Source organism: Streptococcus taonis (genome assembly GCF_029948085.1).
GTDB classification, from domain to species: domain Bacteria; phylum Bacillota; class Bacilli; order Lactobacillales; family Streptococcaceae; genus Streptococcus; species Streptococcus taonis.
This window is the reverse complement of record NZ_JARZZP010000014.1, coordinates 1-14,100: the sequence shown is the minus strand read 5'-3', so window position 1 is coordinate 14,100 and position 14,100 is coordinate 1. Positions and strand designations below refer to the sequence as shown.

The following is a 14,100-nucleotide window of genomic DNA, read 5'->3' as shown; positions in this document are numbered from 1 at the left end:
TCCATTTATGATTTATTAAGATAAATGCAACAATTATAATACCTTCACTTGAACCCCTTGCTTGTCGAACATTTCTTTGACATGTTCAAAATTACTGCTTATGATAGTCGCTTGCTTCAGATTTGGAAACTGTTGCAGTTCTTTAAGACTAACTTCATTTAGATCGAAACCATCATCTTCTCCATCCCACTGAGGTATCAGATTCAGATAAATTTCATTTCCGCCATCCATGTAGATTTCTTGGACTTGTTCGGCATATTTCTTAGGTATAGGAAGATCTATCATATAATCAAGGGCTGGCTGAATAATCTCCATACTTTCTGTATCGATTTCCAGTTCACTAAATTCTTCCGCAAAATCATGGATGTCAAAGTAGGGTTTCAGTACTCGTAAATCGTACATCAAAACTTGGATAATAGTTAGTTTAAAATTTATATTGTCAAAATGTAGCAGTTCTTCGTCAGTTTCTTTTAACTTGTAGCTTTCCCGTTCATGTTTGACCTCTGGGAAGTAGGAAATTGATAGTGTATCTGTAATGGTCTCTGGAATTCCATTAAAATTAGTTCCGTAAGGAGTCCATAAAATCAAGTTAAAATCCCCTACTCTCTGTCTATCAGAAATAAAATAAGGGCTTTTTCCATTACAAGTTATCAGGGTCTTGCAAGGATTGAGAGGTAATTCTTCCTCGTTCCACATGGGGCTAACCTTCTCTCCAAAATATAAATAAAGCGAAGTAATTAAATGCTCCTTATCAATATAGACGTCACAACTCTTTAAGTGTTGTTTAACTTCAAAGGAATGCACAAATACGAAACCAAGTTCATCATAAATATATTTGATAACCTGCCCTTCTTTTTTGAATAATCGGTCAGGTTTTCCAAAAACAGTTTCTATATCCTTTAATGATAAAGGAAAATGCAAGCTTGTTTCTGGAACATCGATAGAATTTCCGTGGAAATTCATAGAAAGGACCTTAGCTTTTTTCTTTCTAAAAAAATGAAACATTTAACTCCCCTTCTTAAGTTTCTTCCAGATAAATCTTGACCGCTTTGTATTCCTGCTCTTTAGCATAGGCAAACACCTCTGAAGCTCTAATGTAGTCAAAAATATTTTCCTCTAAATCTTCATCCCAGGTTGATTCACTAAAGATTTGATTGTCTTGACTAGCTTCATAGAAAATATCAAGGTGAACTTGATAAAACTCTTCATCTTCATTTGGAGCTTGCCTTACCAACGATAGTTGAAACAAGGGATTATCAGATATACTTGTAAACGTCCCTGATTCAAATAAAATCATCTCATCATCAATAGGCTCACGACACAAGTCTTCAAAGATAGCTACCATATCCTCTAAGGGCATCTTATCGGTGATTTTTTCTCTTAAAAATTCAAGTGATTGCTTCATGCTTCTCCTCTTTCTAATTGGAGTTTCGTTCTTAGAAAAATCCTTTTAAAAAATAGAATCCCTACACCTTTTATTATACTACATTAACAGAAAAAAGACTGAAGCAGATGGCATTCACGGATATATACTATTGTAATCGGTCAATTCCCTAAAATGATTACCTAGTCCATTTTATTGTATACAGATGAGGTGTTATTTGAGCATGCCCTTTTATAACTCAATTAGTATTAAAAATAAGATAGAAACTTCAGGATGTCTACTGTCTTGTAGCATTTTTTTACCTTGATAAGTTTAACAAATCGTAGAAAATAGTTAAAAAGTCTTTAAAATTAAAAAAACGTATAATATCAAGACTTCAATGAACTGATACGATACGTTTTATAATGGGCAGATTTACTTAATTTTATCTTCAATTTTGATTTTGCTCACTCGAATCCTTCTTCTGTCTTTTAATATAGACTATCGATACCAACGAAAGAAAAATAACTCCAAGTCCGATAATCAAAAAGGAAGCTAAGTGCACACTTGGTAAAAATGTCATCACACCTTTCGCAATCGGCATAAAGAGAATTGCCAGTGTAAAAATGGTACTCAATACCCTCCCCAGATAGTCTCCGTCAACCTTGGTCTGTACCTGCGTAAAGAAGTGAATATTAAAAATCGTCATAAATAGTTCACAAACAAGGTTTCCTGAAAAAGTTAGAAAATTTGGCAGTGGCAAGCCCATCATGAAAACTCCCACTCCTGTGAGGATCAATAAGAACAAAAGTGTATTCATACTGGATTTAAATTTATTTGCAATCAATGCTCCGATGATTGAGCCAATTGCACCCATGGTTAAGATAGTTGCATAGGCTCCTTCTACACCATAAAGTTTATTTGAAAAAGGGAGCAAAAACTCAAAAGCTGCAAAAAAGAAATTCACACTGGAAGCCACTAACAAGAGAAAGAAAATTTCTTTTTGATGCCAGATATAGTGCAAACCATCTTTGATATCCGCAAAAATATCTTTCCCAGTAAAATGTTTCTGCTCTTGAACCTTTGGTTCTTCTTTTGGAAGTAAAGCAACTAGGGCAAAAGCAATGAAAAAAGTCAGTGCATCTAATAAGAGCGTCAGATGGAGACTTGCAAATTGTAAAACAAGGAAAGAAAGCACCGGAGAACTGACTCCTACAACCTGTAAAACTAACTCCAAGCGAGAGTTATAGGTCACTATCTCGTCCTTTGCTACAACTTCCGTTATGATAGCTTTATTGGCAGTGCGAGAAAATGCAAAGGCAACTGCCTGAACAATATTAGCAAAAATCAAAGCGCCAATCATCAAGCTATCATTTCTTATAAAAGAAATAACTAGACAGAGAATCCCACAAACCAAGTCTGTTGTCATCAAAATCTTGCGACGGGAAAAACGGTCTGAAATCACGCCTCCAAAGGGATTAACTAGTATGGATGTAACGAGTTCAGAGATCTGATAAATCCCTAGAACGGTTTGCCCAATCGTTCCCATCGATGCCAACCAAACACTATTTCCATAATCATAGAGCATATTTCCTAATTTGTTAATAGCTCCGCGACTAATCAACTGTACTGCATATCGATTCATAAAAACTCCTCTCAAATTTTGAAACTATTGTATCAAAACTTGGAGGAGTTTCTCATTTTTCCCATATTTGGGAAAATTAATCTTTGACAAATTTCTCGTAGTGTTCCTGATAGTAAGCTACCTGCTCTGGAAGACCTAGTAGGTCAAAAATACTCATGGCCTCTTTCATCTGCTTACAGCCTTCTTTACACTGTCCTTTTTGGTACAAGGAAAAGCCTTTTAGATAATGGAAAATATTACGCTCATATAGTTTGATCCCTTTACCAATAATCTTCTCTGTATAAGTCTCAAAATAGCTTGCATTTTCAAAAGAAAGATGCTCTAAACAATGCTGGTAACAATTAAGGGCTAAAATCAAGACCAGTTTTCGATGGCGACCAATCTCTTGGTAAAATTCTTCCCTCTCCATCACTTCTCTACCAAGTCGAGTGACATAGTCCACATCGTAAAAACTATAGAGGTTACCGAAAAGAATCAACTCATACATGGTCCATTCTTCCGTTTGGAAAAGATAATCTGCCACCTTATCCAGATCACCTTGCTTCATAGTGAAGCTAGCATCTCTTTGACAAATCAGACCTTGTAACAAAATCCAGTTCAGCTCAAAATAGAGGGGATTTGTTGAACTCTTAGCTTTTTCAAGTTGTTCTTCTTGAAGTTTTTGAAAACCTGCAATATCATTTGAGTAGTAAAGTGGAATAATCTGAGCCATCAAGCTGACATGCTCATGATGTTGAAAATTTCTGGCCTTATCCATAAAATTTTCAATCGTCACGTGAATATTATCTAATATTTCAAAGAAACGTGAAGCAGCCAGATCAGACTCTCCCAATTCAAAGCGAGATAATTGGGAGGTCGAACAGGCCTCTCCTGCAGCTTCTTTTAGAGAGTAATTTTTACTGATTCGAAATTCACGAAAGACTTTTCCAAGATGTTCCATCTTTACACCTGCTCTGATAATTCTTCCCACTCTAACATAGCTTCTTCTTGACGCTGGGTGATCTCATCAAGTTCTGCTTGTAATTGCATGAGTTCATCTGCATCATTGGTTGTATGCATTTGTTCAGAGATAGCTTGGGCTTGCGTTTCCAATTCTTCTATTTCTGTCTCCAAGTTCTCAATTTGTCTCATCAATTTACGCAGTTCTTTTTGACTTTCCTTTTGAGCTTGGTAGTCATTAACTGGTGAAACTTCTTTTTCTTGGTCAACAGCTGCCGCTTCTTCTGCTTGGCTAGCTGCTAGCTCTGCTTTTTTATCAACATAATAGTCATAATCACCAAGATAAAGTGTTGATCCATTCTCAGATAATTCCAGCACATGAGTGGCAACACGGTTGATGAAATAACGGTCATGGCTGACAAAGAGAAGAGTTCCATCAAAGTCGATCAATGCATTTTCCAGAACTTCCTTGCTATCAATGTCCAAGTGGTTGGTCGGCTCGTCGAGGATCAAGAAGTTATTGTTTTCCATGGAAAGTTTAGCCAGGAGCAAGCGAGCTTTCTCTCCACCTGAAAGCATGCCAACTGATTTCTTAACATCGTCACCAGAAAAAAGGAAGGCACCTAGGCGATTACGGATTTCAAGTTCAGGTGTCAATTTAAAATCATTCCAGAGTTCGTCTAAGACTGTATTGCTCGGTGTCAGTTTGCTCTGAGTCTGGTCATAGTAACCAACCTCAACATTAGCACCAAAGCGCTTCTCACCCTTGATAAAGGGAATTTGGTCCACAATGGATTTAATAAAGGTTGACTTACCAATACCGTTAGGACCAACAATGGCAATAGCGTTCATCTTACGAAGATCAAGGTTGATGGGTTCTGATAAGATTTCACCATCATAGCCAATAGCAGCATTTTCAACTGTCAAAACGACATTACCAGATACTCTATCAGAATGAAAGGTCATATTAGCTGATTTCTTACCAGCTTCAGGCTTGTCCAAACGCTCCATTTTCTCCAGTTGCTTGCGTCGAGATTGAGCACGTTTGGTTGTTGATGCTCGAACAAGATTTCGGTTAACAAAGTCTTCTAAGGCAGCAATTTCCTTCTGCTGCTTTTCGTAGTTTTTAGCTTCAGTTGCGAGCTTCTGCTCCTTCTGCTCAACAAAGCTTGAGTAGTTTCCTACATATCTGTCCAAAGAATGTTTGGTTAAGTCGAGTGTTATGGTCGCAACCTTATCGAGGAAATAACGGTCGTGGCTGACGATAATTAAAGCACCGCTATAATTAACTAGATAGTTTTCTAACCAGGCAATCGTTTCAATATCTAGGTGGTTAGTCGGCTCGTCCAAGACCAAGAGATTAGGCTTTTCAAGGAGCATTTTGGCTAGCGCTAGACGAGTATTTTGACCACCAGATAACTCTGCTATTTTCATCTGCCACATAGACTCGTCAAACTTGAAACCATTTAAGATAGCACGGATATCAGCTTCGTATGTAAATCCTCCAGCCTGACGAAAATTTTCTGATAGGCGATCATAGTCTGACATGAGTTTATCAAGTTCTGCTCCAGTCTTTTCCCCCATCTCCAACTCCATCTGGCGAAGTTGTCTTTCAGTACGACGCAAGTCATCAAATACATGTAGCATTTCATCGTAAATAGTATTCTCAGACTCAAAACGGCTATCCTGTGCTAGATATGAGAGAGAAATATCTTTTTTCTTATTGATTTCACCCGTGGTTGGCTCCTCTTCTCCAACCAATATCTTGAGCAAAGTAGACTTTCCAGCACCATTTTTCCCAACGAGGGCAATACGGTCTCTTTCATCTACTTGTAGGTTTATATTATCAAAAAGAACCTCTCCTGCAAAAGAACGTTCAATTTTATTAGCTTGTAAAATAATCATACAGTTAGTATAGCATGTTTCTCTAAGCCGTTCAAGACTTGTGGTTTAGGTATATTTCATAACTTTTTCAGAAACTTATGCTAACGTTTTACTAAAACTTCAAATCGTGGTATAATGTATGCGATTAGATTATATATTAAAGGAGATTTCCTATGTCTTACCAAGAAAATTACCAGAAATGGGTTGATTTCGCAAAACTTCCAGACTATCTTCGTCATGATTTGGAAAATATGGACGAAAAAACTAAGGAAGACGCATTCTATACAAATCTTGAGTTTGGTACTGCAGGTATGCGTGGATTGATTGGTGCCGGTACCAACCGTATTAACATTTTTGTAGTCCGTCAAGCAACTGAAGGTTTGGCTCGTTTGATTGAATCAAAAGGTGGAAATGAAAAGGAACGTGGTGTTGCCATCGCTTATGATAGCCGTCACTTCTCTCCAGAATTTGCCTTTGAATCTGCAGCAGTTCTTGCTAAACACGGTATTAAATCTTATGTTTTTGAAAGTCTCCGTCCAACTCCAGAGCTTTCGTTTGCCGTTCGTTACCTCAACTGCTTTGCAGGTATCATGATTACTGCCAGCCACAACCCTGCACCATTTAACGGTTATAAGGTTTATGGTGAAGATGGTGGACAAATGCCTCCACACGATGCGGACGCTTTGACAACTTACATCCGTGCGATCGAAAATCCATTTGCTGTTGAAGTTGCTGATGTAGAAGCTGAAAAAGCATCTGGTTTGATTGAAGTTATTGGAGACGCTATTGACACTGAGTACCTCAAAGAAGTAAAAGACGTTAACATCAACCCTGCCTTGATTGAAGAATATGGTAAAGACATGAAGATTGTCTACACACCACTTCATGGTACTGGTGAAATGTTGGCTCGTCGTGCTCTAGCTCAAGCAGGATTTGACTCAGTACAAGTCGTTGAAGCTCAAGCAACTCCAGACCCAGACTTCTCAACTGTTAAATCTCCAAACCCAGAAAGCCAAGCAGCCTTTGCACTTGCTGAAGAGCTTGGTCGCCAAGTAGGCGCTGATGTTCTTGTTGCAACCGACCCTGATGCTGACCGTGTCGGTGTTGAAGTCCTTCAAAAAGACGGTAGCTACCTTAACCTTTCTGGTAACCAAATCGGTGCTATCATGGCTAAGTACATCTTGGAAGCCCACAAAAATGCTGGGACACTTCCAGAAAACGCAGCTCTTTGCAAATCTATCGTATCAACTGACTTGGTAACTAAGATTGCTGAAAGCTACGGCGCAACCATGTTCAACGTTTTGACTGGTTTCAAATTTATCGCTGAAAAAATCCAAGAATTCGAAGAAAAACACAATCACACTTACATGATGGGGTTTGAAGAAAGCTTCGGTTACTTGATTAAACCATTCGTTCGCGATAAAGATGCAATCCAAGCAGTTCTTGTCGTTGCTGAACTTGCTGCCTACTACCGCTCTCGTGGTTTGACACTTGCTGATGGTATCGAAGAAATCTACAAAGAGTACGGCTACTATGCTGAAAAGACAATCTCTGTTACCCTCTCTGGTGTTGACGGTGCTGAGCAAATCAAAGCAATTATGGCTAAATTCCGCAACAATGCACCAAAAGAATGGAATGCAACAACTATCACTGTCGTTGAAGACTTTAAAGCACAAACATCTACTGCCGCTGATGGAACAGTTACAGCTTTAACTACTCCTCCAAGTGATGTGTTGAAATACACACTTGCAGATGGATCATGGATTGCAGTTCGCCCTTCAGGTACTGAACCAAAAATCAAGTTCTACATTGCAGTTGTTGGTGAAAGTAACGAAGATTCACAAGCTAAGATTGCTAACATCGAAGCTGAAATCAATGCCTTTGTAAAATAAAATCCTATAAAAGATGAGACCAACCAATCTCATCTTTTTTTCGTATCAAATCTAAGCAATTTTAGAAACTTTATGGCATACTAGACATATCAATGAAAGCGAGGTAATCTCATGGAACAATTTTTAGAAAACATCAAAGATCTTGAAGTTACAACTGTAGCGCGTGCGCAAGAAGCTCTTGATAAGAAAGAAACTGCAACCTTCTTTATCGGTCGCAAAACTTGCCCTTACTGCCGTAAATTTGCTGGTACATTGGCTGGTGTGGTGGCTGAAACCAAAGCGCACATCTACTTCATCAATAGCGAAGAACCAAGTCAACTTGAAGCTTTACAAGACTTCCGCTCACGCTACGAAATCCCAACTGTACCAGGGTTTGTTCACATTGCAGATGGACAAATCAATGTCCGTTGTGACTCTTCAATGTCAGCACAAGAAATCAAAGAATTTGCAGGATTGTAAAAGAGATATAAAAAAGAAGGTCAATGCCTTCTTTTTTATATATCAGTCAGTGGTGTTGCGGTGTCTGGTGAAGTGTCGTAAACCTGAAAATCTACTCCTACTCCTAGGTCTGCTTGAGCTAACTGATTGACCATAGTCATGTGGGCTAGCTCCTTGATATTATTTTCCTTAGACAAATGGCCTAGGTAAATCTTCTTGGTACGATTACCTAGTGTCCGAATCATAGCATCTGCTCCATCCTCATTTGAGAGGTGGCCAAGGTCAGACAGGATCCGTTGTTTGAGTCGCCATGCGTAAGATCCTGCTCGCAGGATTTCAACATCATGATTAGACTCAATCAAGTAGCCATCGGCATTCTCGACAATGCCAGCCATACGGTCACTAACATAGCCTGTATCCGTCAGCATGACAAAGCTCTTATCGTCCTTCATAAAACGATAAAACTGGGGCGCAACTGCATCATGACTCACACCAAAGCTCTCAATATCGATATCGCCAAAGGTTTTGGTTTTTCCCATCTCAAAAATATGCTTTTGCGACGAGTCAACCTTACCGAGATACTTACTATTTTCCATAGCCTGCCAAGTTTTCTCATTGGCATAAAGATCCATGCCGTACTTGCGAGCAAGGACGCCTACACCGTGGATATGGTCTGAATGCTCATGCGTTATCAAGATAGCATCCAAATCCTCTGGTTTACGATTGATTTCACTCAAAAGGCTTGTAATTTTTTTGCCAGATAGTCCCGCATCTACTAAAATTTTCTTTTTTGGTGTTTCCAAGTAGAAAGAATTTCCACTGGAACCCGATGCTAAAATACTGTATTTAAAACCGATATCACTCATTCTAGTCTTCTACTTCATCCTCCCAAATCTCTTCTTTCACGGCATCTTTATCGTATGGAAGTACGATGGTAAAAGTAGAGCCCTTGCCATATTCACTCTTGGCCCAGATAAAGCCCTTATGTTGCTTGATGATTTCCTTGGCGATAGCCAATCCTAATCCTGTTCCACCCTGAGCACGACTTCTTGCTCTGTCAACTCGATAGAAACGGTCAAAAATCTTCGGCAAATCTTGCTTTGGAATCCCTAAACCTTGGTCGGAGATAGATAAAATCATCTGATCATCTGTAGTTTTCATACTTACAGTGATTTTTCCACCATCTGGTGAATATTTGATGGCGTTATTTAGGATATTATCAATCACCTGAGTCATCTTATCCGTATCAATTTCAATCCAAACAGAGTTAATCGGATAATCTCTCACCAACTCGTACTTCTTCTCCTCATCTTGACTTCTCATCTTATCAAAACGATTGAGTATAAAAGTGATAAAGGCAGTAAAGTTAATCAACTCAACATCCAAGTGACTGGACTCATTGTCAATCCGTGAAAGGTGCAAGAGATCCGTCACCATCCGCATCATGCGGTTGGTTTCATCCAAAGAAACCTTGATAAAATCTGGAGCAACTGGTTCTGTTAGGGCTCCCTCATCCAAGGCTTCAAGGTAGGATTTTACACTTGTCAAAGGTGTACGCAATTCATGACTAACGTTCGAAACAAAAAGCCTTCTCTCACGCTCTTCTTTCTCTTGTTCAGTCGTATCATGTAAGACAGCTACTAGACCAGAGATAAAGCCAGACTCTCTCCGAATCAAGGCAAAGCGCACACGCAAACTGATATATTCACCATTAAGATTCTGCGAATAAATCATCAGCTCAGGACTCTGAGTAATAAGTTCTCTCAGCTCATACTCTTCTTCAATCTTGAGTAACTCTAAGATATTTTGATTAAGAGCATCATCCCTTTCAACTCCAAGTTGTCTCTTGGCCATATCATTGATCATGATGATTTGCCCACGACGGTTGGTTGCAAGCACTCCGTCTGTCATGTAGGACAGAATACTATGCAACCTTTTACTCTCTTGTTCCAGATTTTCTTGAGTCAGACGAATGACTTCAGACAAATCATTAAGATTGTTAGTGATATTAGTTATCTCTGAGCTTCCTTGCATATCCAAAACCTGAGAATAATCACCATCAATCAAATCTTTTATTTTCTGATTGATCTGCCTCAAACGAATATTATCACGACGACTCTCAAGCAAGAGAAAAGACACTAACAGAATAAAGCCAATTAAGATGAGGATAAAGATAAAGTCGCTCGTCAAAATTGTTTGTCTAATTACTTCAATCATTATTTCTCATATAATATCCTACTCCACGACGAGTTAGGATGTATTCAGGTCTACTTGGTGTATCTTCAATCTTCTCGCGCAAACGTCTAATGGTTACATCAACTGTACGGACATCTCCAAAATAGTCATATCCCCAAACAGTTTCAAGAAGATGTTCTCGGGTAATAACTTGACCAAGATGAGAAGCTAAATGATGCAAGAGTTCGAATTCACGGTGGGTTAGGTCTAACTCTTCACCATATTTCTTAGCCACGTAGGCATCTGGTAAAATCTCCAAATCACCAATCTGCAGACTTTGTAATTTCGTTTCAGGTTCTTGGTTATCAACTGAGACAAGATCTGTACGACGGAGAAGAGCTTTAACACGGGCCTGTAGTTCACGATTTGAAAATGGCTTGGTCACATAGTCATCTGCTCCAAGTTCAAGCCCAATAACCTTATCAAACTCGCTGTCTTTAGCTGAAAGCATGATAATAGGAACACTACTTGTCTTACGAATAGTTTTTGCGACCTCAAGTCCATCAATCTCTGGAAGCATCAAATCCAAGATAATAATATCTGGTTGCTCAGCTTCAAATTGTTCAAGTGCTTCACGACCATTAAAAGCAGTTACAACTTCATAACCTTCCTTGGTCATATTAAATTTTATAATATCTGAGATGGGTTTTTCATCATCTACAATTAGTATTTTTTTCATTTAGTCACCTTTTTCCTTATCTCATTATACCAAAAAAATGTAAAGAAGACACGAAAGACCGATGCTAGTGGCTTCTTTTCAAGTAGGCTTGCCAAATCTTTTGCTGAGGTTTAGCTAGGGGATAATTGCTAAATTCTTCTGGACTTAACCAAAGGACTTCTCTATCTGTATATTCCTGTGTCTCAGCAACTCGGCCTGCAATTATCTGGATATGCCATTTACGATGGCTAAAAATGTGCTTGACCTCTTCAAAACGTAGATCTTGCCACTCAACTTTTAAATCATAGTCCTGTTCAAAACTCTCCTGTGGAGATGGTCCCAGTTCTAGAATCGGCTCCGCTACTTGACTAAAAAGGTCCAAGTCCTGAGTCTGGTCTGAGAATTCATCAACTTCAATCAAGGGAAAATGCCAAAATCCAGCAAGTAACTTCTCACTTTCATTCTTTTCTAATAGAAACTGACCCTGACTATTTTGCACTACAAGAGCCTTTAGATAAATAGGGATTGGCTTTTTCTTTGGAGCCTTAATTGGATAGCGATCCATGGTCCCATGTTGGTAAGCAGCACTGAACTCCTTAACAGGACTCTCCTCAGGTCTTGGATTAACAGGAGCCTCAATATCTGAACCTAAATCCATCAAAGCCTGATTGAAATCACCTGGACGATCAGGATCTATCAAAACCTCCATCATAGCTTGAAATATTTTTCGATTGCTAGGATTTCCAATATCATGATTGACTTCAAATAAACGTGCCAAAACGCGCATGACATTGCCGTCTACTGCAGGCTGTGGAAGGTTAAAGGCAATACTAGAGATTGCACCAGCTGTATAAGGACCTATCCCTTTCAAGCTTGAAATACCTTCATAAGTAGACGGGAACTTGCCTTCAAATTCATTTATAATCTGTTGAGCGGCTGTTTGCATATTGCGGACACGAGAATAATAGCCAAGTCCTTCCCAGGCTTTTAATAAGCGCTCCTCAGGAGCATTTGCTAAGCTTTCTACGGTCGGAAACCAGTCTAAAAAACGTTCATAATAGGGAATGACGGTATCAACTCGAGTCTGCTGCAACATAATTTCAGATACCCAGATATGATAAGGATTCTTGCTTCGTCTCCAAGGTAAATCCCGCTTGTTTTTGTCATACCAGGCTAATAATTTTTGACGGAAAGAGAGAATCTTGTCCTCTTCCCACATGGTCACACCATATTTCTCCAAATCTAACATATTTCTAGTATAGCATAACCTTTTAGGATACTCAAAAAATCAAGATAGACATTCAATAAAATAAAGACTATAAGACTAAAAGGAAGAAAAAGGAAATCTAAAGATTATCTTGTTTAAATTTTGAATAAACACATAGTTTAAAAAAGTTTATCAGAGTCTAGGATGTCTGGAAACAAAAGTAGAAAAGATTTATTCTATTCATAATACTCTAATTTTTATATAGCTACTTGTCAGTTTTAATTTAAAAATGTTGATTTAAGTTAAATATAGTGGATTGAAATAAGATATGAATAGAGAGGTTAGGAAAGTCAAATAAATCTCTAAAAATATTTTTAGCAGTTGTAGCGTACTACTCTAGATTCAATCTACCATAATTTCTAAAAATGTTTTAGAATTCGTAGCGTACTATTCTAGGTTCACTCCACTATACCAAAACTATCGTAAACATGTAAAAAAGCAACGGCAAAAACCGTTGCTTTTTTTAGGAGATACGGACTATTATCCCAGACTCCTTTGTCTTCAATCTGAACTTTCAGATTTTTTGATCAGAATAATCAAATTACTGATTAGTTAGAAAGCTTATTCTTCATCATCACGCTTACGACGTTTAGCTACTAATCCTAATCCTGTTAGACCTGCTACAGCTCCTAGGAGCAGATTTGTAGCCGAAGTTGCTGTTCCAGTATTTGGAAGTTGCTTACGTGTCTTAGTGGTATCAGTTTGAGGAGCTTGACTAGTCGAATGAATCACTGACTGGCTTACGCTTACTGATAATGATAGTGATTGCGATACTGATGTGCTAATTGAATCCGATGTAATCACACTATCGATATCTAAACTATCAAGTGATAAGCTCTCTGGCATTCCCTTACTTGTAACAACAGATGTGCTTGCTGATTCAGACGCTGATGTTGATGCGCTTGTGCTTGCTGACTCTGAGGCGCTTGTTGACGCTGATTCAGAGGCGCTTGTTGATGCTGACTCAGAAGCCGATGTGCTTGCTGATTCTGACGCACTTGTGCTTGCTGACTCTGAGGCAGACGTTGAGGCTGATTCAGAAGCGCTTGTTGATGCTGATTCTGATGCTGATGTACTTGCTGACTCTGATGCACTTGTTGAGGCCGATTCAGAAGCAGACGTTGAGGCTGACTCAGATGCACTTGTTGATGCTGATTCTGATGCTGAGGTGCTTGCTGACTCTGAAGCACTTGTGCTTGCTGATTCTGACGCAGACGTTGATGCTGATTCAGATGCTGATGTACTTGCTGATTCTGATGCACTTGTTGATGCTGACTCAGAAGCTGATGTACTTGCTGATTCTGATGCACTTGTTGACGCTGACTCTGAAGCTGATGTACTTGCTGACTCTGAGGCACTTGTTGATGCTGATTCAGAAGCTGATGTACTTGCTGATTCTGATGCACTTGTTGATGCTGACTCAGATGCTGATGTACTTGCTGATTCTGACGCACTTGTTGATGCCGATTCAGATGCAGATGTGCTTGCTGATTCTGATGCACTTGTTGATGCGGACTCAGAAGCGGATGTACTTGCTGATTCTGATGCACTTGTTGATGCTGACTCAGATGCTGATGTACTTGCTGACTCTGACGCGCTTGTTGACGCTGACTCAGATGCTGATGTACTTGCTGACTCTGACGCACTTGTTGATGCCGATTCAGAAGCGGATGTACTTGCTGATTCTGACGCACTTGTTGAGGCTGACTCAGATGCTGATGTACTTGCTGACTCTGACGCACTTGTTGATGCTGACTCAGAAGCTGATGTGCTTGCTGA

Annotated in this window: 12 protein-coding genes and 1 pseudogene; 3 read left to right on the top strand and 10 right to left on the bottom strand. The window is 39.1% G+C overall.

Annotated elements, in window-relative coordinates:
• Positions 1 to 33: 33 nt before the first annotated feature.
• The 5 genes from QEZ38_RS08020 to QEZ38_RS08000 all read right to left on the bottom strand — a co-directional run bounded on the left by QEZ38_RS08020 (position 34) and on the right by QEZ38_RS08000 (position 5,852).
• Positions 34 to 1,005: a DUF6892 domain-containing protein gene (locus QEZ38_RS08020; RefSeq protein ID WP_281335569.1), complete on the bottom strand. Its 972-nt coding sequence runs from the start codon at positions 1,003 to 1,005 to the stop codon at positions 34 to 36.
• 13 nt (positions 1,006 to 1,018) lie between these two features.
• Positions 1,019 to 1,405, bottom strand: coding sequence for a hypothetical protein (locus QEZ38_RS08015; protein WP_281335568.1), 387 nt, complete (start codon positions 1,403 to 1,405; stop codon positions 1,019 to 1,021).
• 409 nt (positions 1,406 to 1,814) lie between these two features.
• Positions 1,815 to 3,008 (bottom strand): MFS transporter, encoded by a 1,194-nt coding sequence (locus QEZ38_RS08010; RefSeq protein WP_281335567.1) that lies wholly within the window; start codon positions 3,006 to 3,008, stop codon positions 1,815 to 1,817.
• A gap of 76 nt (positions 3,009 to 3,084) precedes the next feature.
• Positions 3,085 to 3,948 carry an XRE/MutR family transcriptional regulator gene (locus QEZ38_RS08005; protein ID WP_281335566.1) on the bottom strand — a complete coding sequence of 288 codons (864 nt, stop codon included), beginning with the start codon at positions 3,946 to 3,948 and terminating at the stop codon, positions 3,085 to 3,087.
• 2 nt (positions 3,949 to 3,950) lie between these two features.
• Complete coding sequence (locus tag QEZ38_RS08000) at positions 3,951 to 5,852, bottom strand: ABC-F family ATP-binding cassette domain-containing protein (protein ID WP_281335565.1); 1,902 nt, start codon at positions 5,850 to 5,852, stop codon at positions 3,951 to 3,953.
• A 152-nt stretch (positions 5,853 to 6,004) separates the two neighbouring features.
• On the opposite strand from QEZ38_RS08000, the gene QEZ38_RS07995 reads away from it, so the two are divergent.
• A complete protein-coding gene (locus QEZ38_RS07995) occupies positions 6,005 to 7,723 on the top strand; it encodes a phospho-sugar mutase (RefSeq protein WP_281335564.1) in 1,719 nt (572 codons plus the stop codon).
• A 111-nt stretch (positions 7,724 to 7,834) separates the two neighbouring features.
• Positions 7,835 to 8,182: a DUF6568 family protein gene (locus tag QEZ38_RS07990; protein WP_281335563.1), complete on the top strand. Its 348-nt coding sequence runs from the start codon at positions 7,835 to 7,837 to the stop codon at positions 8,180 to 8,182.
• 35 nt (positions 8,183 to 8,217) lie between these two features.
• On the opposite strand, the gene QEZ38_RS07985 is transcribed toward QEZ38_RS07990, so the two are convergent.
• The 5 genes from QEZ38_RS07985 to QEZ38_RS09835 form a co-directional block, all read right to left on the bottom strand.
• Complete coding sequence (locus QEZ38_RS07985; RefSeq protein ID WP_001279898.1) at positions 8,218 to 9,027, bottom strand: MBL fold metallo-hydrolase; 810 nt, start codon at positions 9,025 to 9,027, stop codon at positions 8,218 to 8,220.
• A gap of 1 nt (position 9,028) precedes the next feature.
• The gene (gene vicK, locus QEZ38_RS07980; protein WP_281335562.1) at positions 9,029 to 10,378 is read right to left on the bottom strand and encodes a cell wall metabolism sensor histidine kinase VicK; all 1,350 of its coding nucleotides are present in this window, start codon (positions 10,376 to 10,378) and stop codon (positions 9,029 to 9,031) included.
• A complete protein-coding gene (gene yycF, locus QEZ38_RS07975) occupies positions 10,371 to 11,075 on the bottom strand; it encodes a response regulator YycF (protein ID WP_049508493.1) in 705 nt (234 codons plus the stop codon). The genes vicK and yycF overlap by 8 nt, the downstream gene beginning before the upstream one ends.
• A 64-nt stretch (positions 11,076 to 11,139) precedes the next feature.
• Positions 11,140 to 12,303 carry an A/G-specific adenine glycosylase gene (gene mutY / locus QEZ38_RS07970; protein WP_281335561.1) on the bottom strand — a complete coding sequence of 388 codons (1,164 nt, stop codon included), beginning with the start codon at positions 12,301 to 12,303 and terminating at the stop codon, positions 11,140 to 11,142.
• Between the two features lie 579 nt (positions 12,304 to 12,882).
• A complete protein-coding gene (locus tag QEZ38_RS09835; RefSeq protein ID WP_425445018.1) occupies positions 12,883 to 13,167 on the bottom strand; it encodes an LPXTG cell wall anchor domain-containing protein in 285 nt (94 codons plus the stop codon).
• 22 nt (positions 13,168 to 13,189) lie between these two features.
• Between QEZ38_RS09835 and QEZ38_RS09830 the strand changes: the two are divergent.
• Positions 13,190 to 14,100: pseudogene (locus QEZ38_RS09830) on the top strand (adhesive domain-containing protein); the annotation flags it as partial.

Excerpts from the sequence above, each read along its gene's own strand:
- QEZ38_RS07995 (WP_281335564.1), top strand. The coding sequence starts at position 6,005 with ATGTCTTACCAAGAAAATTACCAGAAATGGGTTGATTTCGCAAAACTT.
- QEZ38_RS07990 (WP_281335563.1), top strand. The coding sequence starts at position 7,835 with ATGGAACAATTTTTAGAAAACATCAAAGATCTTGAAGTTACAACTGTA.
- vicK (WP_281335562.1), bottom strand. The coding sequence starts at position 10,378 with ATGATTGAAGTAATTAGACAAACAATTTTGACGAGCGACTTTATCTTT.
- QEZ38_RS08020 (WP_281335569.1), bottom strand. The coding sequence starts at position 1,005 with ATGTTTCATTTTTTTAGAAAGAAAAAAGCTAAGGTCCTTTCTATGAAT.
- QEZ38_RS07985 (WP_001279898.1), bottom strand. The coding sequence starts at position 9,027 with ATGAGTGATATCGGTTTTAAATACAGTATTTTAGCATCGGGTTCCAGT.
- QEZ38_RS08015 (WP_281335568.1), bottom strand. The coding sequence starts at position 1,405 with ATGAAGCAATCACTTGAATTTTTAAGAGAAAAAATCACCGATAAGATG.
- QEZ38_RS08000 (WP_281335565.1), bottom strand. The coding sequence starts at position 5,852 with ATGATTATTTTACAAGCTAATAAAATTGAACGTTCTTTTGCAGGAGAG.
- yycF (WP_049508493.1), bottom strand. The coding sequence starts at position 11,075 with ATGAAAAAAATACTAATTGTAGATGATGAAAAACCCATCTCAGATATT.
- QEZ38_RS08005 (WP_281335566.1), bottom strand. The coding sequence starts at position 3,948 with ATGGAACATCTTGGAAAAGTCTTTCGTGAATTTCGAATCAGTAAAAAT.
- QEZ38_RS09835 (WP_425445018.1), bottom strand. The coding sequence starts at position 13,167 with ATGCCAGAGAGCTTATCACTTGATAGTTTAGATATCGATAGTGTGATT.
- QEZ38_RS08010 (WP_281335567.1), bottom strand. The coding sequence starts at position 3,008 with ATGAATCGATATGCAGTACAGTTGATTAGTCGCGGAGCTATTAACAAA.
- mutY (WP_281335561.1), bottom strand. The coding sequence starts at position 12,303 with ATGTTAGATTTGGAGAAATATGGTGTGACCATGTGGGAAGAGGACAAG.